Origin of the sequence: Mycobacterium sp. 852014-52450_SCH5900713, assembly GCF_001667075.1 — a bacterium.
Classification (GTDB): domain Bacteria; phylum Actinomycetota; class Actinomycetes; order Mycobacteriales; family Mycobacteriaceae; genus Mycobacterium.
In genome coordinates, this window is the sequence record NZ_LZIL01000047.1 from 16,587 (window position 1) to 38,176 (window position 21,590).

The following is a 21,590-nucleotide window of genomic DNA, read 5'->3' on the forward strand; positions in this document are numbered from 1 at the left end:
CCTGTCCTATGTCGCGGGCGCGGCCCAGATCGGCGGCGTCGTGGCCGGGTCGCCGCTGGTGGTCGGGCTGACCCGGCAGGTACGCGCGCGCTGGGAAGGCCGCGCCGGCGGCGGCATCCTGCAACCATGGCGCGACATCGTCAAACAGCTTGGCAAGCAACAGATCACGCCGCGCGGAACCACGGTGGTATTCGGGGCGGCGCCCGCGATCGTCGCCGGAACCACATTGCTGATCGCCGCCATCGCACCGCTGGTCGCCACCGGATCGCCACTGGATACCAGCGCCGACCTGTTCGCCGTGGTCGGTTTGCTGTTCGTGGGCACCGTCGCGCTGACTCTGGCCGGCATCGACACCGGCACCTCGTTCGGGGGCATGGGTGCCAGCCGCGAGATCACCATCGCCGCGCTGGTCGAACCCACCATTTTACTGGCGGTGTTCGCGCTGTCCATGCCGGCGGGATCGGCGAATCTCGGTGCGCTGGTGGCGCATACGATCACCCATCCCGGGCAAGTGGTGTCGCTGGCGGCGGTGCTGGCGTTCTCCGCGCTGGTAATCGTGATCGTCGCCGAGACCGGACGGCTGCCGGTGGACAACCCGGCCACCCATCTCGAGCTGACGATGGTTCACGAGGCGATGGTCCTCGAATACGCCGGTCCGCGGCTGGCTTTGGTCGAGTGGGCGGCCGGGATGCGGCTGACCGTGCTCTTGGCGCTGCTGGCAAACCTGTTCGCGCCGTGGGGCATTGCGGGGGGCCGCCCCGGTGTCGTTGACATCGTCATCGGTGTCGCGGCCGTGGCGGCCAAGGTCGCGTTGCTGGCGGGGCTGCTGGCCACCGTCGAGGTGTTCGTCGCCAAGCTGCGGCTGTTCCGGGTGCCCGAGTTGCTGGCCGGATCGTTCCTGCTGGCGTTGCTTGCGGTCGTCGCCGCCAACTTCTTCGTGGTTCCGACATGACGTACGGCTCGTTTTCGGTACTCGTCGACCTCGCCGCCGGCGGGCTGCTCCTGGCCGCCGTGCTGATCGTGTGGCGCCGCGACCTGGTCGCCATCATCCGCCTGCTGGCATGGCAGGGGGTCGCCCTGGCGGCCATTCCCGTCCTCCGGGGGCTGTACGACGGCGACGGTGCGCTCATCAGTGTCGGTGTGGCCGTGCTGATTTTGCGGGTTGCGGTGCTGCCGCGGCTGCTGGCCCGCGCGGGCGGCGCCGAAGCGCGATCGCGCAGGGAAGCCACCCCGTTGGTGAACACCGCCACGTCGCTCCTCATCACCGCCGCGCTGACGTTGACCGCGTTCGCCACCACCCGGCCCCTGGTGAATCTGCAGCCGGCCGCCACGACCACCGCCGTCCCGGCCGCCACCGCGGTGGTGCTCATCGCGCTGCTCGTGATGGTCACGCGGCGGCATGCGGTGTCGCAGGCCGCGGGATTCCTCATGCTGGACAACGGGATCGCGGCCACCGCGTTCCTGCTCACCGCGGGGGTGCCGCTGATCGTCGAGCTCGGCGCCTCGCTGGACGTGTTGTTCGCGGTCATCGTGATCGGTGTACTGACGGGCCGGCTGTCCCGCGCGTTCGGCGGCGCGGACCTGGACGCGTTGCAGGAGTTGCACGACTGATGACCGGTTTACTGCTTGCGGCGATCCTTACCCCGGTCGGCGCCTCGGTCGCCGTCCTGATTGCCGGATGGCGCCGGGCGACAGCGACGCTGATCGTCCTCTCGGCGGTCACGGTGCTCGCGTGTGGCGCGGCGCTCGCGTTGCGGGTCGGGTCGGGAACGCGGTTCGCGTTGGGCGGCCTGCTGCGGCTCGACGCGCTCACCGTCACGATGCTGATCGTCATCGGAATCGTTGCCACACTGGCCACCTGGGCGAGCATCGGGTACCTCGATGCCGAACTCGCGCACGGTCACACGGACACGCGCGGTGCCCGGGCATACGGCGCGCTGACGGCGGGCTTCCTGTCCGCGATGGTTGTCGCCGTGTGCGCCAACAACATCGGCGTGATCTGGATCGCGATCGAAGCGACCACCGTGATCACCGCCTTTTTGGTCGGGCACCGCCGCACCCGCGGCGCGCTCGAGGCGACGTGGAAGTACGTCGTGATCTGCTCGGTCGGCATCGCCATCGCCTTCCTGGGCACGGTGCTGCTTTACTACGCCGCCGAGCATGCCGGGGCGCCGGCCGGCGCGGCCCTCAACCTCGATGTGCTGGCGGCGCATGCGGGCGGGCTCGATCCGGGCATCGCTCGACTTGCGGGTGGGCTGCTGCTCGTCGGCTACGGCGCCAAGGCCGGGCTGGTTCCCTTCCACACCTGGTTGGCCGACGCCCACAGCCAGGCCCCGGCACCGGTGTCTGCTCTGATGAGCGGGGTGCTGCTGTCGGTGGCCTTCTCGGTACTGATCCGCCTCAAGCCGATCATCGGCACGGCCACCGGACCCACTTTCATGCGGTCGGGCCTGCTGGTGCTCGGGCTGGCGACGCTGCTGGTCGCCGCCCTGATGCTCACGGTGACAACGGACCTCAAACGCATGCTCGCCTACTCCTCGATGGAGAACATGGGCCTGATCGCGATCGCCGCCGCGGCCGGAACCACCCTGGCCATCGCCGCGCTGCTGCTGCACGTCCTGGCGCACGGCATCGGCAAGACGGTCCTCTTCCTGGCTAGCGGACAGCTGCAGGCCGCGCACAACTCGACCGCGATAGCCGACATCCGCGCCGTGCTGCAACGCTCCCGCCTCATCGGTGTGTCGCTCGCCGTCGGCGTGATCGTGCTGCTCGGCATGCCGCCGTTCGCGATGTTCGCCAGTGAGCTGGCCATCGGCCGATCGCTGGCCGACGCCCGGCTCACCTGGGTGCTCGCCACCGGCATGGCGCTGGTTGCGGTTGCCTTCGCCGCGCTGGCCCGCAACTCGGGCCGAATCCTGCTGGGCGGCCCCGGCCCCGCTCCCGAAATCGCCGTCCCGCGAACGGTGGCGGCCGCCCTGCTCGTCGGCATCGCCGCATCGATCGTTCTCGGTGTCACCGCCGGTCCACTGACCGACCTGTTCACCGCCGCGGCCAGCAGCGTCGGGGGACCGCTATGAAGCCGCAATGGCAGCGCCACCGGCTGTCTCAGGGCAGATTGGCCGAAACGACAGAAGACCTGCTGGGCAAGGGGTTTCGGTTGGCCCTGGTGGCCGCCCACGACGACGGTGCCGCTCTACGCGTCGTCTACCTGTTCCTCGCCGGATATCCCGATCGCCGCGTCGAGCTCGAATGCGTTGTGCCTAAGGATGACCCGACGGTCCGATCGCTGGCCTACCTGTCCTTTCCAGCCAGCCGGTTCGAGCGCGAAATTGCGGACCTGTACGGCATCCGGTGCGTGGGCCACCCCAAGGCGCGCCGGCTGGTGCGCCACGCCCACTGGCCCGAGGACTGGTATCCCATGCGCGGTGACGCGTCGCCCGCCCCCAAGTTCGATGGCGCCGGCCGCTTCCCGTTCGTCACCGTCGAGGGTCCCGGCGTGTACGAAATCCCGGTGGGTCCGGTGCACGCGGGGTTGATCGAACCCGGCCATTTCCGTTTCTCCGTCGCCGGCGAAACCGTGCTGCGGCTCAAGGCCCGACTGTGGTTCGTCCACCGCGGCATCGAGAAGCTGTTCGAGGGCCGGCCGGCCGGCGCCGCGGTCGGTCTTGCCGAGCGCGTCAGCGGCGACACCTCCGCCGCGCACGCGCTCGCCCACTGCCTCGCCGTCGAAGACGCGCTCGGAATGGAGCTTCCCGACGAGGTGCACCGGTTGCGGGCGCTACTGGTCGAACTCGAACGTCTCTACAACCACGCCGCCGATCTGGGCGCGCTGGCCAACGACGTCGGGTTCGGGCTCGCCAACGCCCACGCTCAACGCATCCGCGAACAACTGCTGCGGCTCAACGAAAATGTCACCGGGCACCGGCTGCTGCGTGGTGCCATCCGCCCCGGCGGGGTCGCGCTGCGGGGGCTACCCGACGTCGGCGACCTGCGGTCCATTGCGGCCGACGTCGCGCAGGTTGCCGAGCTGACCCTGCGCAACTCCGTGGTGTACGACCGATTCGCCGGGACCGCCGTCCTACAGCGGGACGACGCTCAGGCGCTCGGTTGCCTGGGCTACGTCGCTCGGGCCAGCGGTATGCGCACCGACGCCCGGCTTGAACACCCCATCACCGCATTGCCCGTCACCGAGACCGACGCCGCCGGCGGTGACGTGCTGGCCCGATACACCGTGCGGCGCGAGGAATTCGCCGCGTCCACCGAGCTGGCCTGCCATCTGATCGAATCACACAGCGGGCCAATCGAATACGCCGAAGACGTGGCCGCGCCGCGCACACCCGGCAGCGGCATCGGCATCGTCGAAGGCTGGCGCGGCACCACCGTCCACCGCGTCGAAACCGGCGCCGCCAACCGGATCACTCGCGCGAAGATCGTCGATCCGTCATGGTTCAACTGGCCCGCGCTGCCGGTCGCGATGGCCGACACGATCGTCCCCGACTTCCCGCTGGCCAACAAAAGCTTCAACCAGTCCTACGCCGGCAACGACCTCTGACGCGCGATTACGCTTCGCCCGCCAGTGCGAACCGGCCGTCGGCCGTCTGCGTCACAAGGCCGTCGACCAGCAACGAATACAGGGCCCGGTCCCGCTGGGCCGTATCGGTCAACCACGCCACGTCCAGCTCCGCCCGGGTGACCGGAGAGTCGTTGCCGCGCAACACGTCCAGCAGGCGTCCGCGGACCTGCCGGTCGGTTCCGGCGTAGGTCTGCACCCGCCGGGCGCGCCCCTGCGCCGGGGGATGACCGGCGTCCCGCCACGCGCACCGGGTGAGCGGGCACAACCCGCACCGCGGCGTTCGCGCGGTGCACACCGTCGCGCCCAGTTCCATCAGGGCGACCGAATACCGCGGCGCCCTATCGTCGGTGGGCAGCAGCGCGGAGACGTCGGCCATGTCCCGCACCGCCGACGCCGAACCTCCGTCGGCCAGCCCGTGCACTGCGCGTGCCACCACCCGGCGAACGTTGGTGTCCACCACCGGAACCGGTTGACGGTAGGCGAAACAGGCGATGGCGCGTGCGGTGTAGCTGCCGATGCCGGGCAGGGTCAGCAGGGTGTCGACGTCGTCGGGAACCACGTCGCCGTGCTCCCGCGCGATGACGGTCGCGCACTCGTGCAAGCGCTTGGCCCGCCTCGGGTAACCCAACTTGCCCCACGCCCGCAGCACGTCGGCGGCGCTGGCCTCCGCGGTGGCCGACGGGGTGGGCCACCGCCGCACCCAGTCCGACCAGATCGGCAGTACCCGCGAGACCGGCGTCTGCTGCAGCATGAATTCGCTGACCAGGATCTGCCATGCGGTGACGCCGGGCTCCCGCCAGGGCAGGTCGCGCCGGGATCGTTCGTACCACTCGAGCAACTCATCGGCCGCAATATTTGGCCGTCCGTTTACCGGCGGATGCGGCATGATGTCAGCCATGCCTAACACCAGCCCAGTAACCGCGTGGAAAGCACTCAAAGAGGGTAACGAGCGATTCGTCGCCGGGAAGCCTCAGCATCCCAGCCAGAGTGTCGAACACCGGGCCAGCCTGGCCGGCGGGCAGAAGCCCACCGCGGTCGTGTTCGGCTGCGCGGACAGCCGGGTGGCGGCCGAACTCATCTTCGACCAGGGTCTGGGTGACATGTTCGTGGTGCGCACCGCCGGACAGGCCATCGACTCGGCTGTGCTGGGCTCCATCGAGTTCGCCGTGACGGTCCTCGACGTGCCGCTGATCGTCGTTCTGGGCCATGACAGCTGCGGGGCCGTCAAGGCCGCCCTGGCCGCCATCAACGACGGTGCGATACCGGGCGGTTTCGTGCGCGACGTGGTGGAGCGGGTCGCGCCCTCGGTCCTGATGGGCCGTCGCGACGGCCTGAGCCGCGTCGACGAGTTCGAGGAACGGCATGTGCGTGAAACGGTCGCCCAGCTCGTGTCGCGTTCGTCGGCGATCGCCGAACGGATCGCGGATGGCACCCTGGCGATAGCGGGCGCCACCTATCACCTCGCCGACGGGCGCGCGGCCCTGGTCGATCACGTCGGCGACATCGGCGAATAGCGGGCGAATAGCCAGCCTCAGCGGGGCCCAGGGCGGTCGTCACTAACACGGCGGTCAGCCAGCAAACCCCGCGACACGCCGAGGCGGGTCAGGCAACTCGACGTGACCTGGACCTACGCTGCAAACGTGCTGGATCTTGAACCGCGTGGCCCGCTACCTACCGAGATCTATTGGCGGCGCCGTGGCCTGGCCGTGGGCGTCGCGGTCGTCGTCTTAGGGATCGTGGTCGCCGCGGTCATCGCCTTCATGGGACACAACACGGGCGCCAAGCCCGCCAGTGCCGACAAACCGAATTCCGCTCAAAGCAAGCCCGGCTCGCCCGCGCCGCAGGCGCCTCCGCCGGCCGCGCCCGGGGAACAGCCCAACCCGGGGGTGCCGCCGCAACAGGGCCAGAACCCGGAGATGCCCACCCCGACGGCAGCGGTGCAGCCGCCGCCGGTGCTGAAAGAGGGCGATGACTGCCCCGATTCGACGCTGGCCGTCAAGGGCCTGACCAATGCGCCCCAGTACTTCATCGGCGATCAGCCGAAGTTCACCATGGTCGTCACCAACATCGGCCTGGTGTCCTGCAAGCGGGATGTCGGCGCCGCGGTGCTGGCGGCGTACGTGTACTCGCTGGACAACAAGCGACTGTGGTCGAACCTGGACTGCGCGCCCTCCAACGAGACGCTGATCAAGACATTCACCCCGGGCGAGCAGGTGACGACCGCGGTGACGTGGACGGGGATGGGGTCGGCGCCGCACTGCCCGCTGCCCCGGCCGGCCATCGGGCCGGGCACCTACAACCTCGTCGTGCAGTTGGGCAACCTGCGCTCGCAGCCGGTCCCGTTCATCATGAACCAGCCGCCACCGCCGCCGGGCCCGGCGCCCGGGCCGGGTCAGCCGGCCGCCGCGCCGCCGCCGGAGGCACCGCCGGTCGCGCCGGCCCCAGCCGGCTAACTAAGCGGATCGGAGATCGTCGACTCCGCGAGCTGCGATAGTCCCTCACGCACGTGGCGGGCCCACATCGCGCCGATGCCCTCGACCGACTGCAGGTCGCCGGCGCTGGCCGCCAGCAAGCCTTGCAGCGTCCCGAACGACCGGACCAGTAGGTCGGAGTGGGCGAACTGCAACCGCGGGATGCTGGCCAGCGCGCGGTAGCCGCGCGGGCTCACGGCCGAGTCCTGTGCCTCCGCCGTGGTCGGGTAGCCGAAAACCTTTGCCAGCGCGGTGAGTTCGAGCAGCTCGGTGTCCGAGAGGGCGTCCAGCTCGTCGAGTGTCGCGGTCATCTGCGCTTGGGACAGCGGCTCCGGGCTGGCGTGGTAGTCGCGCACGGTCAGTTCCCGCGCGATGTCGTTGCCGCCCAGCAGCTCGTCGAGCTGCAGCCGCAGCTGGCGACCGTCGGTGCCCAGCTCGACGACGTCGTAGTCGATCACCAGACCGATCCGCCGGACCAGCTCGAGCCGCTGCACCACCGTCATCACGTCGCGCAGCGTGACGAAGTCCTCGATCTCGGCGAGCGAAAGCTGCCTGCTGACCTCGTCGAGCCGCGTCTTGTACCGCTCGAGGGTGGCGATCGCCTGGTTGGCCCGCGACAGGATGGTCGCGGAATCGGCCACCACGTGGCGCTCCCCGCCGACGTAGACGGTCACGATGTTCATCGAGTGGCTCACCGAGATCACCGGGTAACCGGTCTGAATCGCCGCGCGTTCCGCCGAGCGGTGCCGCGTCCCGGATTCGTCGGTGGGTATCGACGGGTCCGGCACCAGCTGCACATTGGCCCGCACGATGCGGCTGCCGTCGGTGGACAGCACGACGGCCCCGTCCATCTTCGCCAGCTCGCGCAGGCGGGTCGGCGCGTACCGGACATCGAGGGCGAAGCCGCCGTCGCAGATGGCCTCGACGTTTTCGTCGTTGCCGATGACGATCAGCGCACCGGTGCGGCCACGCAGGATGCGCTCCAGGCCGTCTCGCAGCCCGGTGCCCGGCGCCAGGCGGGCGACGGTCTCACGCAGTGTCGGACGTGTCACAGCGTGTCATTGTGCGGCCCCGCGGTGTTACGCGTCCAGCCGTTGCGCGGCTCGGCGATGGCTTTCATGTGTTGCAGCGCCGCGACGATGGTCGGTGCCCGCAGCGCCCGCATCCCATCGGGCACGATCTCGCGGCGGGGGTCGTCGCCGTCCGGGATGAGCGCGATGCTGAATCCCTGGCGCGCGGCCTCGGCCAGCCGTCGATCCATGCCGCTGACCCGCCGCAGGTCGCCCGCCAGCCCCACTTCGCCGATCATCACCGCCGTCGTCGGGAGCGGTCGATCGGAGTATGCGGAGGCCAGCGCGATCGCGACGGCCAGATCCGAGGAGGGATCCGTCAGCCGCATGCCGCCCACGGTGGACAGGTAGATGTCGTGGACGCTGACGGGCAGCCTGCCGTGCTTTTCCAGCACGGCGCTGATCATCGCAGCCCGGGAGGGGTCGATGCCGCTGACGGCGCGGCGCGGGGAGCCGCCCCCTGGGGTCGCCAGCAGCGCCTGCACCTCTCCGATCAGCGGCCGCTTCCCGTCCAGCGTCACGGTGATGGCGGTCCCGGCGACGGGTGCCGGCCGTTGATCCAGGAAGAGGTTCGACGGGTCGGATACGTCCTCGATTCCGCTGTCGTGCAGCGTGAAACAGCCGACCTCGTCGGCCGCGCCGAACCGGTTCTTGATCCCGCGGACCATCCGCAGCGACCCGTTGCGGTCGCCCTCGAAATGCAGCACCACGTCGACCAGGTGTTCCAGCGAGCGCGGCCCGGCGATGGCTCCGTCCTTGGTGACGTGGCCGACCAGGATCAGCGCGACGCCGTTGGCCTTCGCGGCGGCGGTCAGCGCGGCGGTGACCGCGCGGACCTGCGTGACCCCGCCGGCGACGCCGTCGGCCTCGGTCGTGGACATGGTCTGCACCGAGTCCACGATCACCAGGGCGGGCCGCACGGTCGCGATGTGGTCCAGCACCGTGTGCACATCGGATTCGGCCGCCAGGTAGACCTCGTCGGCGCCGCAGCCGATCCGGTCGGCCCGCAGCCGGATCTGGCCGGCGGACTCCTCACCGGAGATGTACAGCGCGCGCCGGCCCGAAAGCGCCCAGCGATGGGCGACTTTGAGCAGCAGCGTCGACTTTCCCACGCCGGGATCGCCGGCCAGCAGGGTGACCGAACCGGGCACCACGCCGCCCCCGAGCACCCGGTCGAGTTCCCCGACGCCGGTCGAGCGGTGCTGGCTGGCGTTGGGTTCGACCGAGGTGATCGGGACGGGCCGGGAAGCGGACGCAGAGGCCGGACCCGCTCGCCGGCCGCCGACCGCGGTCAGTACCGGCGCCTCGTCGACGGTGCCCCAGGTGCCGCACTCCAAGCACCGGCCCACCCACTTGGCGGTGACGTGCTGGCATTCGGAGCAGCGGTATTGCGAGCGCGGATTTGCCACGCCATGACGGTATCGAGCCGGTACGACAAATCCCCGCTATGACAGGCGGTTACGCGCGCCTAGCTTTGCTGGGGCGGGTTCAACCCGGCCGAAACCGGCACCAGCACGGTGGCCTGGCCGGCCTTCTCGAAGTTGAAGGTGAAGTTGTACAGGAGGCCGTTGCTGACCGGCTTGGCTAGGGTGACGGTCGCCTTGGCGGCGTTGGTGTTGGCGCCCAAGGGTCCGGGCGCCACCCTCTGTCCCTCCGGCGTCCCGATCATCAGCCTTCCGCCGGCGGGCAGGCGGCCGTCTCCGCTCACGGCCACCGAGCCGACGTCGCTGGTGATACTGACCAATCTGTCCGGCACGTCAGGCGACTGGTTGATGGCTACCAGCACCAGATCGACCGTCCGGCCCGGCTGCACGGCTTCACCGGTCTGCGTGGCCTGCATGCGGATGTCGCGCAGTGCCACGTTTTTGAAGGTGACCTTGTTGCCGTTGATGGCGGGCTCCTGGACGGCCATCTGCGATACCTGGCCGGCCCCGCAGCCACTCAGCAGGACCGCGAGCACCGCAACCAGGCCGACGAGCGCGGCCCGGAACGAGAGGCTGATCTCGAATCGGTTCACTCAATGCCTCCTGCTGGGCCGGTTCGACTGATGCAACTATGCACAGTAGTAGGAAGGTTTCGCGCGCGGTAGCGCGGGGCGTAAGACCAGCCCGGGAGCCCGTCCCGCGGGCTCCCTTACGGCGCTCAGGGGCCGCTCCCGGGGCCGAATAGACGCATTGGTAATGTGCATCACTGCACGTTCTGCTCCCCCTGTCAACCCCTAATCTGCGCGTGTTGTGCCCCTGACCTGCATCGTTGCTCCACGCGCGATTGGGCGGCCGTGTTAGACTGAAGTAACGAAAGGGGCTCGAATCAGATGATCTTCAAGGTCGGCGACACCGTTGTTTACCCGCATCACGGTGCTGCGTTAGTCGAGGCGATTGAAACCCGCACCATCAAAGGGGAACAAAAGGAATATCTCGTCTTGAAGGTGGCGCAGGGAGACCTGACAGTTCGAGTACCCGCAGACAACGCTGAGTACGTCGGTGTCCGCGACGTCGTCGGGCAAGAAGGCCTCGACAAGGTGTTCCAGGTGCTGCGGGCTCCGCACACCGAAGAGCCGACCAACTGGTCGCGCCGCTACAAGGCCAACCTGGAAAAGCTGGCCTCCGGCGATGTCAACAAGGTCGCCGAGGTAGTTCGCGACCTGTGGCGTCGGGACCAGGAACGTGGCCTGTCCGCGGGCGAGAAGCGCATGCTGGCCAAGGCCCGCCAGATCCTGGTCGGCGAATTGGCGCTGGCCGAGAGCACCGACGACGCCAAGGCGGAAACCATCCTCGACGAGGTTCTGGCCGCCGCTTCCTGAAGGCCCTGACTCTTCGGTGGTCACGGGGACGCTCTCCTCGGGCACGGTTGTCGCAGTGGTTCCGGCCGCAGGGTCGGGCGAGCGACTGGGCGCAGGCATCCCCAAAGCATTCTGCGAGGTCGCTGGGCGCACCCTGTTGGACCGCGCCGTCGAGGGTTTGCTGAAATCCGGAGTCGTCGACCACGTGGTCGTGGCCGTCCCTGCGGCCCGGGTCAATGAGGCTGAGCGGGTCCTGGGGGAGCGAGCGACCGTCGTCACCGGAGGCGCCGATCGCACTCAATCGGTGAGCCTGGCGCTGGCGGCCATCGCCGGTGAACCCGATTTCGTCCTGGTCCATGACGCCGCGCGTGCCCTGACGCCGCCGGAACTGATCGTGCGCGTGGTGGACGCGTTGCGGGCCGGGCACGACGCCGTCGTGCCCGCGCTGCCCCTGCATGACACCATCAAGGCCGTGGACGCCAACGGCGTGGTCCTGGGTACACCCGAGCGGGCCGGACTGCGCGCCGTGCAGACGCCGCAGGGTTTCGCCCGTGACTTGCTGCTGCGGGCGTACCTGCGCGCGGGCACCGCCGATTTCACCGACGACGCCTCGCTCGTCGAGCATGTCGGCGGCCAGGTGCAGGTGGTCGACGGCGACGTGCTGGCGTTCAAGATCACCACCCAGCTCGATCTGTTGCTGGCCGAGGCGGTCGTGCGCCGGTGAGCGAGCTGCCTAGGGTCGGCCTCGGGGTCGACGTGCACCCGATCGAACCCGGCCGGCCCTGCTGGCTGCTGGGTCTGCTGTTTCCCGGCGCCGACGGCTGCGCCGGCCACTCCGACGGCGACGTGGGGGCGCACGCGCTGTGCGACGCGCTGCTGTCGGCCGCGGGGCTGGGCGACATCGGCGCCGTTTTCGGGGTAGACGACCCCCGCTGGAAAGGGGTCAGCGGCGCGGACATGCTGCGCCACGTCGCCGATTTGGTGGCCCGGGACGGTTTTCGGGTCGGAAACGCCGCGGTGCAGCTGATCGGCAACCAGCCGAAGGTCGGTCCGCGCCGGGCCGAGGCGCAGCGCGTGCTATCGGAGCTGCTGGGGGCTCCGGTCGCGGTGGCGGCGACGACGACCGACGGGCTGGGCCTGACCGGCCGCGGCGAGGGGCGCGCCGCCATCGCCACCGCATTGGTGATCGCCGCCGGCTAAGGCGCGCGCAGCGCCGGGCAACTCGGAACCACCCGGTAAGCTGGCACGTCGTGACCGATCGCGCCCGCTTGCGGCTACACGACACGGCGGCCGGTGCCGTGCGTGATTTCGTTCCGCTGCGCGAGGGCCACGTCTCCATCTACCTGTGTGGCGCCACCGTTCAGGGCCTGCCGCACATCGGCCATGTCCGCAGCGGCGTGGCCTTCGACATCCTGCGCCGCTGGCTGATGGCGCGCGGCTGCGACGTCGCCTTCATTCGCAATGTGACCGACATCGACGACAAGATCCTCAACAAGGCCGCCGCCGCCGACCGGCCGTGGTGGGAGTGGGCGGCCACCTACGAGCGCGCGTTCAGCGCCGCCTACGACGCCCTGGACGTCTTGCCGCCGTCGGCCGAGCCACGCGCCACCGGGCACATCACCCAGATGGTCGAATTGATGGACCGCCTGATCGAAACCGGCCACGCGTACCCGGCGGGCGGCGACGTGTACTTCGACGTGCTCAGCTACCCGGAGTACGGCCAGCTCTCCGGTCACAAGATCGACGACGTCCATCAGGGCGAAGGCGTGGCCACCTGCAAGCGGGATCAACGCGACTTCACGCTGTGGAAGGCCGCCAAGCCCGGCGAGCCGTCGTGGCCCACACCCTGGGGGCGCGGACGCCCGGGCTGGCACCTGGAATGCTCCGCGATGGCCCGCACCTACCTGGGGCCGGAGTTCGACATCCATTGCGGCGGGATGGACTTGGTCTTCCCGCACCACGAGAACGAGATCGCGCAGAGCCGCGCCGCCGGTGACGGATTCGCCCGCTACTGGCTGCACAACGGCTGGGTCACTATGGGCGGCGAGAAGATGAGCAAGTCGCTGGGCAACGTGCTGGCCATCCCGGCGCTGTTGCAGCGGGTGCGACCGGCGGAGCTGCGCTACTACCTGGGCAGCGCGCACTACCGCTCGATGCTGGAATTCTCCGACACCGCACTGCAGGACGCGGTGAAAGCCTATGTGGGCGTTGAGGAATTCCTGCACCGCGTCCGCATTCGCGTCGGTGCCGTCCAGCCCGGCGAATGGACCCCGCGGTTCGCCGAGGCGCTCGACGACGACTTGGCGGTTCCGGCCGCGCTGGCCGAGGTGCACCACGCCCGGGCCGAGGGCAACCGCGCTCTCGACACCGGCGACCACGACGGCGCGTTGCAGCAAGCCCGCACGATCCGCACCATGATGGGCATCTTGGGCTGTGACCCGCTCGACGAGCGCTGGGAAACCCGCGACGAGACGACGGCCGCGCTGGCCGCGGTCGAGGTGTTGGTGCGGGCTGAACTGGAGAGCCGGGAAAAGGCTCGCGAGCAACGCAATTGGGCGCTCGCCGACGAGATCAGGGATCGCCTGAAACTCGCCGGCATCGACGTCACCGACACCGCGGACGGGCCGCAGTGGGAGCTTTTGGCCCGCGAAGAAAAGCGCGACAACTAGATGGCCGGCAACTCGCGGCGCCGCGGGGCAATACGCAAAGCGGGCAGCAAGAAGGGACCCACCGTGGGTTCGGGCGGCCAGCGTCGCCGCGCGCTCGAGGGCCGCGGTCCCACACCGCCGGCGCACCTGCGTCCGAACCATCCCGCAGCCAAACGCGCCCAGTCGCCGCCGCGGCGGCCGGCCAAGCGCGCCACCGACGAGACAGAGACGGTGCTCGGCCGCAACCCGGTGCTCGAGTGCCTGCGGGCTGGCGTGCCGGCGACGGCGTTGTACGTGGCGCTGGGCATCGAGGCCGACGAGCGGGTCACCGAAAGCGTGACCCGCGCAGCGGATGCGGGCATTTCGATCCTCGAGGTGCCGCGTGCCGACCTGGACCGGATGACGAGCAACCACCTGCATCAGGGCATCGCACTACAGGTGCCGCCGTTCGACTATGCCCACCCCGACGACCTGCTGACCACCGCGATCAACTCACCGCCCGCCCTGCTGGTCGCGCTGGACAACATCTCCGATCCGCGCAACCTCGGTGCGATCGTGCGTTCGGTCGCGGCGTTCGGCGGCCACGGTGTGCTGATCCCGCAGCGACGCTCGGCGTCTGTGACGGCGGTGGCCTGGCGCACCAGTGCCGGGGCCGCGGCGCGCATCCCGGTGGCACGGGCCACCAATCTGACCAGAACGCTTAAAGATTGGGCCGACCGAGGCATCCGGGTGATCGGCCTGGACGCCGACGGTGACACCGTCGTCGACGATATCGACGGCGCCGACCCGCTGGTGGTGGTCGTCGGATCGGAAGGCAAAGGGCTGTCGCGACTTGTCCGGCAGAACTGCGACGAGGTGGTGTCCATCCCGATGGCCGGGCACGCCGAATCGCTGAACGCCTCGGTGGCCGCCGGGGTGGTGCTCGCCGAAATCGCGCGCCAGCGCAGGGCTTAGCTCCGGTGCGCCGGCGGCCCGTGCGCCTCGGTGCCGCGCTGGCGCTACTCGTTGTGCTGGCGCCCGCGGCCGGCGCCCAAACCCCCGAATTCGACCTGCAGGCTCACCGCGGCGGGCGTGGGGAGACGACGGAGGAGTCGTTGCGGGCCTTCACGAAATCACTCGAGTTGGGGGTCAGCACACTTGAACTCGACATCAACATCACCAGAGACGGGCAACCGCTGGTGTGGCACGATCCGACGATCGACGCCGAAAAATGCGCCGACACCGGGCCCGCCTTCGCCGGCGATCCGCAGTATCCCTACGTCGGCAAGTTGGTGTACGAACTCACCCTGAACCAGATTCGCACGCTGGACTGCGGGCGGCGGCTGGCCGAATTTCCCGATGCTGAAGTTGTGCGGGGCAACAAGATAGCCGTCCTGGCGGAGGTGTTTGCGCTGGCCGATTCCTACCATGCGGCCGTGCGCTACAACGTCGAGACGAAGGTGGCAGCCGACAAGCCCGGCACCTCGGCCGACCCCCAACAGTTTGTCGACGTGATACTGGCGGCGGTCAGGTCGGCCGGCAAGGTCGGCCGCGTGGAGATCCAGAGCTTCGATTGGCGGACCTTGCCCATGGTGCGCCGGGAAGAGCCGTCAATTCCGTTGGTGGCGTTGTACAACGAGGACACCTGGGTGCCGGACTCGCCGTGGCTGGCCGGGGCGAACGCCACCGCCATCGGCGATCCGATGATCGGGGCGAAGCTGGTGGGCGCGGACATCATCTCGCCCAGGTACCAGCTGGTAGCCGGCCAGCCGTATGTCGATCGCGCACATGCGTTGGGGCTGAAGGTGATCCCGTGGACAGTCGACGATGCGGCCGCGATGCGCGAACAGATCGCCGACGGCGTCGACGGCATCATCACCGACTACCCGACCCGGTTGCGGGGCGTGTTGGCCGATCTCGGGATGCCGCTGCCGCCGGCCTACCACCGGGGTTAGCGTCAGCGCGGCGCTTCCACCAGAACGTCGGCGGGCGCGATATCGGCATCGATGCCGGGTCGGCGCGCGCGGGCAGCACGCCAGATCATGTTCGGGCGCAACAGTCGCGTCGCGGGGTCGACGAGGGAGGTCACTCTGATGAACTGATTCAGCGCTGCGGTGTCGCTTTCGGCCGCGGTGAGCACCCGATCGACGTACTTGTTGAACAGCCGAGCGACGAGCGGTGCGGTGCCGTGGATTTCGGGCAGGGCAAGGTCGGGGTTGGTCGATAGGTGCCAGGCTTGGCGGATCGGTGCTGCCGCGGCTCGGAAGTAGCGCCGCGCCAAATCGTCAGTACCGGCAGATAAGCAGTCGCGCAGCGCCAACGCCTCGAGCGCGGCGACCGTCATGCCCTGGCCGTAGACCGGGTTGAAGCTGCAGATCGCGTCTCCGATGACCAGCAGGCCCTCGGGGAAGCGCCGCAGCTTGTCGTAGCGGCGCCATCGACTGCATGGCGTCCGGTGCCGCACCGGTTCCCCGATGGGTTCGGCGGCTCGCACCGCGGCGAGCAGGTGGGCCGGCGCGCAGTCCGCCACGAAATCACACATCTCCGCAAGGTCGAGCGACGCCGGTTCCTGGCCGGCCACCCCCATCACCGTGAGCAGCCAGGTGTCGTCCTCGCAGTGCAACAGGCCGCAACCTCTCGGCCTGCCGGGCACGATACCGATGAGGAAGCCGAGCTCCCGCGGCGCTTCCGCCGTCATGCGCAGCGCCTGGCTCGCGTAGGTCAGCTGGACGTCGACGCGATCCTCATGCGGGCGGTCGTACCCCAAGTCGTCCAGCCAGGTCGGGGTGCGTGCGGCGCGCCCGGTGGCATCGACGACCAACTCGGCGGGCAGCGTGGTGGGCTCGCCGGTGCGGCCGCAGACCACCCGCACTCCCGTGACGCGGTGGCGATCCTGTGTCGATACCGGGCCCAGGATCACGTGTTCGTCGAGCAGGGTGACGTTGGGAATCTCGCGCAGCCGCGTGCGGACATGGTCTTCGAGAAAGGGCCGTGTCGCGCTGTACGCGGTCAGCCCCGTGGCGCTGCCGCGCCGCGCCATCAGATGCCCGCCGACGTTGTAGTAGAGCTCGGAGAGATCCTGGCCGTCGAAGTGATGCGCGCCGTCGAGAACCATCTCGTCGAGGACGCCGGGGAACATCCCCTCGATCACCTGTGCTCCCCGGGCCAACAGAGCGTGCAGGTGCCGTCCCTGCGGCACGCCCCGGCGGGCGGCGTGGGCATCGGGCAGCGGGTCACGCTCCACGACCGTCACCGTGTCGAAGAAGTCGGCTAGCGATCGCGCGGCCAGCAAACCGGCCATGCTCGCCCCCAACACCACCGCGTGACTGCCGATCCTGGCCTCTTTGTCGGACATCGCACACCGCCTTCGCTCACCGATAGCTGACAAAAGTCATGCTCACCGGCCGCCGTCGGAGGGGATAGCGTAGTCGGCTACGCCACTTGCGGGTGCCGAGTCAGCCGTCGTCCTGCAAAGCGCGGCGGAGGGTCCGACCAGCTTCTGGGCAACTCCAGCGAGCAGGTTTCGCGGATATGTGCCGCCCGCGGGGCGCTATGGGCGATCATGGGGATCACGCGGGGGCTTTTGACGGCGCAGGAGATCGGTGGATGGTTAGCCCGGTCAGCGAGGCCACCGGCCGATGTGGGCTGTGCGGCAACGACCTGCGCGCCAAGGCGCGCTTCTGCGATGTCTGCGGCTCTCCAGTCATCCCAAGACCGGCCAGCGGCGAACGCAAACAAGTAACCGTGCTGTTCGCCGACGTCGTCGGCTCAATGAAGCTTGCGGCGGCCCTCGACGCGGAACTGCTCCAAGAGATCATGAACGAGATGTTCAACCGTGCGGCGGCCGTGGTTCAGCGCTATCACGGGACCGTCGATAAGTTCACCGGTGACGGCTTGATGGCGCTGTTCGGTGCCCCTGTGGCCCTGGAGGATCATGCGCTGCGGGCGTGCATTTCCGCTCTGGAGATCCAATCGGTCACCAAAGAGCTTGCCGCCGAGGTGCTTCGCCGTGCCGGCGTCACCTTGCAGGTGCGAGTCGGGCTGAACTCGGGGGCAGTGATCGCCGGCGAAATAGGTTCAGGCCAAGGAAGATACACCGCGGTCGGCCACCCCGTCGGAATGGCACAACGCATGGAGGCCGCCGCCCCTCCGGGTGGAGTCATGTGCTCGCTTTCCACGGCACGCCTCGTCGAGGAAGCGGCCCGGCTCGGTCCCGTCGAAGACATTTCCGTCAAGGGTGCCGACGCACCCGTGCCCGCGCGACAACTCCTCGCCATGGAATCCGAGCGGATGGTGTTGGGCCGCCAAGAAGGCCTGATGCTGGGCCGCGATGCGGAGATGCGCCGGCTGCAAACCCTGTTCGCCGCCCATTCCGGCTGCCTCGTTGGGATTGTCGGTCGCCCCGGGCTGGGCAAGAGCCGCCTGCTCAGGGAGTTCACGACGATCGCCGCAAGTCAAGGCGCCGACATCGTCGTCGCCCGCTGCGAAGCGCACACCAGCACGGTTGCGTTCCGGGCGTTGTCGCGCCTGCTGCGCGCCATGTTCAAGTTGGAAGGCCTTAGCGCAAGCGAGGCCCGCGAACGCACGAGCATGCAATACGCAGATTTGCTTGGACGGGACTCCGCCGACGCCCAAATCCTGTTCGAGGCCATGGGCATCGCCGACACCATGGCCCCTCACCTGCAGGTCAGCGCCGAAGCGAGGCGCCGACGGCTGATCGAAATCCTGGCGCATGCCGTTCGGGCACGCTCCACTTCGACGGTGTTTGCACTGGAGGACGCCCATTGGATCGATCAGCCCAGCGACGACGTCCTCGCTGATTTCGCGAGCACCCTCGACGGGACGACGTCGATGTTCGTCATGACCTACCGGCCAGAATTCCGTGGCGCGCTACGCAATCGATCGAACCAGACGGTGACGCTGCAGCCACTGACCGAATCGACGTCCGTCCGCCTTGTCCGCCAGCTCCTCGGGGGCGACCAGTCGCTGGGTGGCCTGGGCGAACGAATTGCAGCCGCGGTGGCCGGCAATCCCTTCTTCGCCGAGGAGATCGTTCGCGACCTTGCGGGCCGCGGCGTGCTCTCGGGCGGTCGCGGTGCCTACCGCCTGACGGGCGATGCCGACGAAATCGCCGTTCCGGCCACGGTGCAAGCGGTGCTTGCCGCCCGCATCGATCGGTTGCCCGCGACCACGAAGTCGATCCTCAACGCCGCGGCGGTGATCGGTAACCACTTCGACGTGGACGCACTGCACGCTCTGCTGCCGGAGAGCGCATCCACGAGCCTGGCCGAGCTGGTGTCGGCCGAGCTGATCGATCAGATCGAATTCGTTCCGCGCCAACGGTATTGCTTCCACCATCCGCTGGTGCGCACGGTCGCCTACGAGTCACAACTGAGCGCCGTCCGCGTGCAGGCCCACCGCCGGCTGGCCGCCGCGATCGAGGCGCGCGACGCGGGTGCCGTCGACGACAACGCGGCATTAATCGCAACCCACCTGGAGTCGGGCGGCGAACTCGTCCAGGCCTACCATTGGCATCTGCGTGCGGCGGAACGGCTTCGGCCGCGCGATATCCGCGCCGCCCGCGCGGAATGGGAGAGTGCGCGCCGCATCGCAGATGGGCTGTCCGACGACCACGAGGACGTGACCGCGATGCGAATCGCGCCGCGCGCCATGCTGATCTCTACGGCGCTTTACGTGAGCGACGCCGATGGCGCCGACGGTCTCTACGAAGAGCTTCGCGGTCTCAGCACGCAGGCCACCGACCTGACACCGCTCGCGCTCGCGACCGCCGGACTCATCTGGTCGTTCAGTATCAACGACATTCGGGTTCCCGAGGCCCTGGCGCTGGCATCGGAGCTCGAAGACATGGTCAGCGGCATTGTGTGCGATGCGGCGACCAGGGCCATAATCCTCAATTCGTTAGCATTCATCCGGTTTGCCAACTGCGAATTCGACGCCGCGCTAAGGGTCATTGACGCGATACTGACACTGGCTGGGGATGTGCCCGCGAACGAAACGGTTGCGGCGCAAATTCTTCGCGGAATCATCGGCATGTGCCTCGGCGACTGCAGTAAGGGCAAGCGGGATTTCCGGGAGGGCCTTGAACAAGCACATACGCTCGGCCCCCTCAACTACGCGACCATGTCGCATTACGCGGGAACAGTTGCGGTGCTGGGTCTGTGCAGGGGCGACGATTTGGTCGACGAGACGCGTGAGGCGTTGCGATGCGGGGAATCGCTGGGCGACGTCAGCGGCATCATCGCCACACTGTGGGCCCATGGATCGGCCCTGCTGCGCACGGAGAACACGTCGCGCGACGAGGCCATCGATCTGCTTGACCGCGCCCGCGTCCTGATCGAGGAGCACAAGCTGCATCACATCGGGATGACGAGCATTGCCGCCGATCTGGCGGTCGATGCCGCCCGCAGAGGACGGATCCACGAAGCGATAGACGATCTTCGCCCCACGTTCTTGCGGCACTCCGAGAGCGGCAGTCCAGTGTTCGTCGGCTGTACGGCCGAGGCGCTCATCGAACTGCTCGTTGAGCGAGGATCCGTCGAAGACCTCCGCGAAGCCCGCGACATCGTCGGTCGGTGGCACGTTCGGCGGCCTGGCATCGCGGCTACGGATCTGTGGTGGCTGAAATCCGGCGCGCTGCTGGCCCGGGCGGAAGGCCGCCCGGACCAGTACGCCGAACTGTCGAAGGCTTACCTCGAGTCATGCAACAAGCTCGATGCCCGCGGGCGGCAGCCCGAGGCACGCCGGATGGTCGATGAATCCCTTGCACTGCGGCGGGGCTGAAGTGGCGACGATCCTGGCGTACACCTCGCCCGCGCTGGGGCACCTATTGCCGATGAGCGCGCTGTTATCGGAGCTGTCGAGCCGTGGGCACGGGGTTTATGTGCGGACACTCTCAAGCGGTGTAGACATCGGGCGAGAGCTCGGCTTCACGGCGGATGCGATCGATCCGCGCATCGAGGCGATCGAGCTCGGGGACAGCGAGGTGACGGCCAATCCTCTGGTCGCCCTCAAGCGTGGAGTTGCGAGCTTTGGCCGGCGTGCCGTGCACGAAGTCGCCGATCTCGGGGACGCGATAGCGCGGGTTGGTCCAGATGCACTGCTCGTCGACGTGAACTGCTGGGGGGCGCTGTCGGCGGCCGAAACCGGTGAGATCCCATGGGCATGTTTCGTGCCGTACACGCCGCCACTGCGGTCGCCCGGCGTGCCACCGTTTGGCCCGGGTCTCAGGCCGATGTCGGGCGCGTTGGGCCGGTTGCGCGATGCCGCCGTGCGCATCGCGGTGGAGGGTCCGCTGCAGCGGGTGATGCTCCCACCGATCAACGGGATTCGCGCGGATCTCGAATTGCGGTCGGTCGCGTCGATGGACGAGTTCTTGCGCCGCGCACCGCTGCTGCTGGTCGCCAGCGGCAAGCCGTTCCAGTACCCGCAAACGGATTGGGGTGATGCGGTGCAGCTGATCGGTCCATGCGTGGTCGACCCCGGGCCGCACACCGTCCCCGATTGGCTGGCCTCAATCGACCAGCCGATAGTGCTGGTCACCACGTCATCGGAGAAACAAGCGGACACCAACCTGATCCGGACCGCGCTCGCCGCACTGAAGGACGAGCCGGTGCATGTGGTCGCGACCTTGCCCGCCGGGCGACCGGACGAAGTAGCGTCGACGCGCAACGCAACCGTGCTGCAATTCATCCCGCACGGCTTGGTGCTGGACCGGGCGGTGTGTGCCGTGACGCACGGCGGGATGGGCGCAACTCAAAAGGCGCTCGCCCGTGGCATACCGGTGTGCGTCGTTCCATACGGTCGCGACCAGCTCGAGGTTGCGCGGCGCGTCGAGGTGGCCCAGTGCGGTACCCGCCTGCCGGCAAAGAAACTCTCAACGTCGCGGCTGCGCACCAAAGTGCGGGAAGCGATGACGATGACCCACGGTGCGAAACGGGTGGCGGCCGGATTCAAGGCCACCGGCGGGACGGCCCGCGGCGCGGATCTCTTCGAGCAGCGCCTCCTCGGCACCAACGTCAGCTGACCTCAGCAAAGGGTCTACGGGGT

Annotated in this window: 19 protein-coding genes; 14 read left to right on the forward strand and 5 right to left on the reverse strand. The window is 68.7% G+C overall.

Annotated features, from left to right (window positions below; genetic code table 11):
• Position 1 precedes the first annotated feature (1 nt).
• The 4 genes from A5773_RS13250 to A5773_RS13265 are packed head-to-tail and all read left to right on the forward strand — an operon-like array spanning position 2 to position 4,552.
• Positions 2-952 carry a respiratory chain complex I subunit 1 family protein gene (locus tag A5773_RS13250; RefSeq protein WP_067791324.1) on the forward strand — a complete coding sequence of 317 codons (951 nt, stop codon included), beginning with the start codon at positions 2-4 and terminating at the stop codon, positions 950-952.
• The gene (locus tag A5773_RS13255) at positions 949-1,611 is read left to right on the forward strand and encodes a hypothetical protein (protein WP_067791245.1); all 663 of its coding nucleotides are present in this window, start codon (positions 949-951) and stop codon (positions 1,609-1,611) included. The genes A5773_RS13250 and A5773_RS13255 overlap by 4 nt, the downstream gene beginning before the upstream one ends.
• Positions 1,611-3,077: a proton-conducting transporter membrane subunit gene (locus A5773_RS13260; protein WP_066955461.1), complete on the forward strand. Its 1,467-nt coding sequence runs from the start codon at positions 1,611-1,613 to the stop codon at positions 3,075-3,077. Before A5773_RS13255 ends, A5773_RS13260 begins: the two co-directional genes overlap by 1 nt.
• Positions 3,074-4,552, forward strand: a complete 1,479-nt coding sequence (locus A5773_RS13265; protein ID WP_067791247.1) for an NADH-quinone oxidoreductase subunit C — start codon at positions 3,074-3,076, stop codon at positions 4,550-4,552. The genes A5773_RS13260 and A5773_RS13265 overlap by 4 nt, the downstream gene beginning before the upstream one ends.
• Positions 4,553-4,559: 7 nt before the next feature.
• Here A5773_RS13265 and A5773_RS13270 read toward each other — a convergent pair whose 3' ends face one another.
• Positions 4,560-5,471, reverse strand: coding sequence for an A/G-specific adenine glycosylase (locus A5773_RS13270; protein WP_066955455.1), 912 nt, complete (start codon positions 5,469-5,471; stop codon positions 4,560-4,562).
• Here A5773_RS13270 and A5773_RS13275 point away from each other — a divergent pair.
• A complete protein-coding gene (locus A5773_RS13275; RefSeq protein ID WP_066955452.1) occupies positions 5,470-6,087 on the forward strand; it encodes a carbonic anhydrase in 618 nt (205 codons plus the stop codon). The genes A5773_RS13270 and A5773_RS13275 overlap by 2 nt on opposite strands.
• Positions 6,088-6,213: 126 nt before the next feature.
• Positions 6,214-7,026 (forward strand): hypothetical protein, encoded by an 813-nt coding sequence (locus A5773_RS13280; protein WP_156659631.1) that lies wholly within the window; start codon positions 6,214-6,216, stop codon positions 7,024-7,026.
• Here the strand turns inward: A5773_RS13280 and disA are convergent.
• Genes disA through A5773_RS13295 form a run of 3 tightly spaced genes read right to left on the reverse strand, consistent with a single transcriptional unit; the run spans position 7,023 to position 10,131 of the window.
• Entirely contained in the window at positions 7,023-8,096 is a 1,074-nt protein-coding gene (gene disA, locus A5773_RS13285; RefSeq protein ID WP_067791249.1) for a DNA integrity scanning diadenylate cyclase DisA, read from the reverse strand. The genes A5773_RS13280 and disA overlap by 4 nt on opposite strands.
• Positions 8,093-9,523 (reverse strand): DNA repair protein RadA, encoded by a 1,431-nt coding sequence (radA, locus tag A5773_RS13290; RefSeq protein ID WP_067264653.1) that lies wholly within the window; start codon positions 9,521-9,523, stop codon positions 8,093-8,095. The genes disA and radA overlap by 4 nt, the downstream gene beginning before the upstream one ends.
• A 59-nt stretch (positions 9,524-9,582) precedes the next feature.
• Entirely contained in the window at positions 9,583-10,131 is a 549-nt protein-coding gene (locus A5773_RS13295) for a hypothetical protein (protein ID WP_067264649.1), read from the reverse strand.
• 297 nt (positions 10,132-10,428) lie between these two features.
• Between A5773_RS13295 and carD the strand changes: the two genes are divergently transcribed.
• Genes carD through A5773_RS13325 form a run of 6 tightly spaced genes read left to right on the forward strand, consistent with a single transcriptional unit; the run spans position 10,429 to position 15,478 of the window.
• The gene (gene carD / locus A5773_RS13300; protein WP_007166539.1) at positions 10,429-10,917 is read left to right on the forward strand and encodes an RNA polymerase-binding transcription factor CarD; all 489 of its coding nucleotides are present in this window, start codon (positions 10,429-10,431) and stop codon (positions 10,915-10,917) included.
• Between the two features lie 16 nt (positions 10,918-10,933).
• Positions 10,934-11,620, forward strand: a complete 687-nt coding sequence (gene ispD, locus A5773_RS13305; protein ID WP_067791251.1) for a 2-C-methyl-D-erythritol 4-phosphate cytidylyltransferase — start codon at positions 10,934-10,936, stop codon at positions 11,618-11,620.
• Positions 11,617-12,096, forward strand: a complete 480-nt coding sequence (gene ispF / locus A5773_RS13310; protein ID WP_067791253.1) for a 2-C-methyl-D-erythritol 2,4-cyclodiphosphate synthase — start codon at positions 11,617-11,619, stop codon at positions 12,094-12,096. The genes ispD and ispF overlap by 4 nt, the downstream gene beginning before the upstream one ends.
• 50 nt (positions 12,097-12,146) lie before the next feature.
• Entirely contained in the window at positions 12,147-13,565 is a 1,419-nt protein-coding gene (cysS, locus tag A5773_RS13315; RefSeq protein ID WP_067791255.1) for a cysteine--tRNA ligase, read from the forward strand.
• Positions 13,566-14,498 (forward strand): 23S rRNA (guanosine(2251)-2'-O)-methyltransferase RlmB, encoded by a 933-nt coding sequence (rlmB, locus tag A5773_RS13320; protein ID WP_067791257.1) that lies wholly within the window; start codon positions 13,566-13,568, stop codon positions 14,496-14,498.
• A gap of 5 nt (positions 14,499-14,503) precedes the next feature.
• Positions 14,504-15,478 carry a glycerophosphodiester phosphodiesterase gene (locus A5773_RS13325; RefSeq protein WP_232001846.1) on the forward strand — a complete coding sequence of 325 codons (975 nt, stop codon included), beginning with the start codon at positions 14,504-14,506 and terminating at the stop codon, positions 15,476-15,478.
• Between the two features lie 2 nt (positions 15,479-15,480).
• Here A5773_RS13325 and A5773_RS13330 read toward each other — a convergent pair whose 3' ends face one another.
• Positions 15,481-16,878 (reverse strand): NAD(P)/FAD-dependent oxidoreductase, encoded by a 1,398-nt coding sequence (locus A5773_RS13330; RefSeq protein WP_066955425.1) that lies wholly within the window; start codon positions 16,876-16,878, stop codon positions 15,481-15,483.
• Positions 16,879-17,129: 251 nt separating this feature from the next.
• Here A5773_RS13330 and A5773_RS13335 point away from each other — a divergent pair, with 251 nt between their 5' ends.
• Both A5773_RS13335 and A5773_RS13340 read left to right on the forward strand, forming a co-directional pair.
• Entirely contained in the window at positions 17,130-20,324 is a 3,195-nt protein-coding gene (locus tag A5773_RS13335) for an adenylate/guanylate cyclase domain-containing protein (protein WP_067791259.1), read from the forward strand.
• A gap of 1 nt (position 20,325) precedes the next feature.
• Positions 20,326-21,567: a glycosyltransferase gene (locus A5773_RS13340; protein WP_067791261.1), complete on the forward strand. Its 1,242-nt coding sequence runs from the start codon at positions 20,326-20,328 to the stop codon at positions 21,565-21,567.
• The last annotated feature ends 23 nt before the right edge of the window (positions 21,568-21,590 follow it).

Coding starts and splice junctions, on each gene's coding strand:
- A5773_RS13255 (WP_067791245.1), top strand. CDS start 949: ATGACGTACGGCTCGTTTTCGGTACTCGTCGACCTCGCCGCCGGCGGG.
- carD (WP_007166539.1), top strand. CDS start 10,429: ATGATCTTCAAGGTCGGCGACACCGTTGTTTACCCGCATCACGGTGCT.
- A5773_RS13335 (WP_067791259.1), top strand. CDS start 17,130: ATGGTTAGCCCGGTCAGCGAGGCCACCGGCCGATGTGGGCTGTGCGGC.
- A5773_RS13330 (WP_066955425.1), bottom strand. CDS start 16,878: ATGTCCGACAAAGAGGCCAGGATCGGCAGTCACGCGGTGGTGTTGGGG.
- A5773_RS13270 (WP_066955455.1), bottom strand. CDS start 5,471: ATGGCTGACATCATGCCGCATCCGCCGGTAAACGGACGGCCAAATATT.
- A5773_RS13265 (WP_067791247.1), top strand. CDS start 3,074: ATGAAGCCGCAATGGCAGCGCCACCGGCTGTCTCAGGGCAGATTGGCC.
- A5773_RS13260 (WP_066955461.1), top strand. CDS start 1,611: ATGACCGGTTTACTGCTTGCGGCGATCCTTACCCCGGTCGGCGCCTCG.
- rlmB (WP_067791257.1), top strand. CDS start 13,566: ATGGCCGGCAACTCGCGGCGCCGCGGGGCAATACGCAAAGCGGGCAGC.
- A5773_RS13275 (WP_066955452.1), top strand. CDS start 5,470: ATGCCTAACACCAGCCCAGTAACCGCGTGGAAAGCACTCAAAGAGGGT.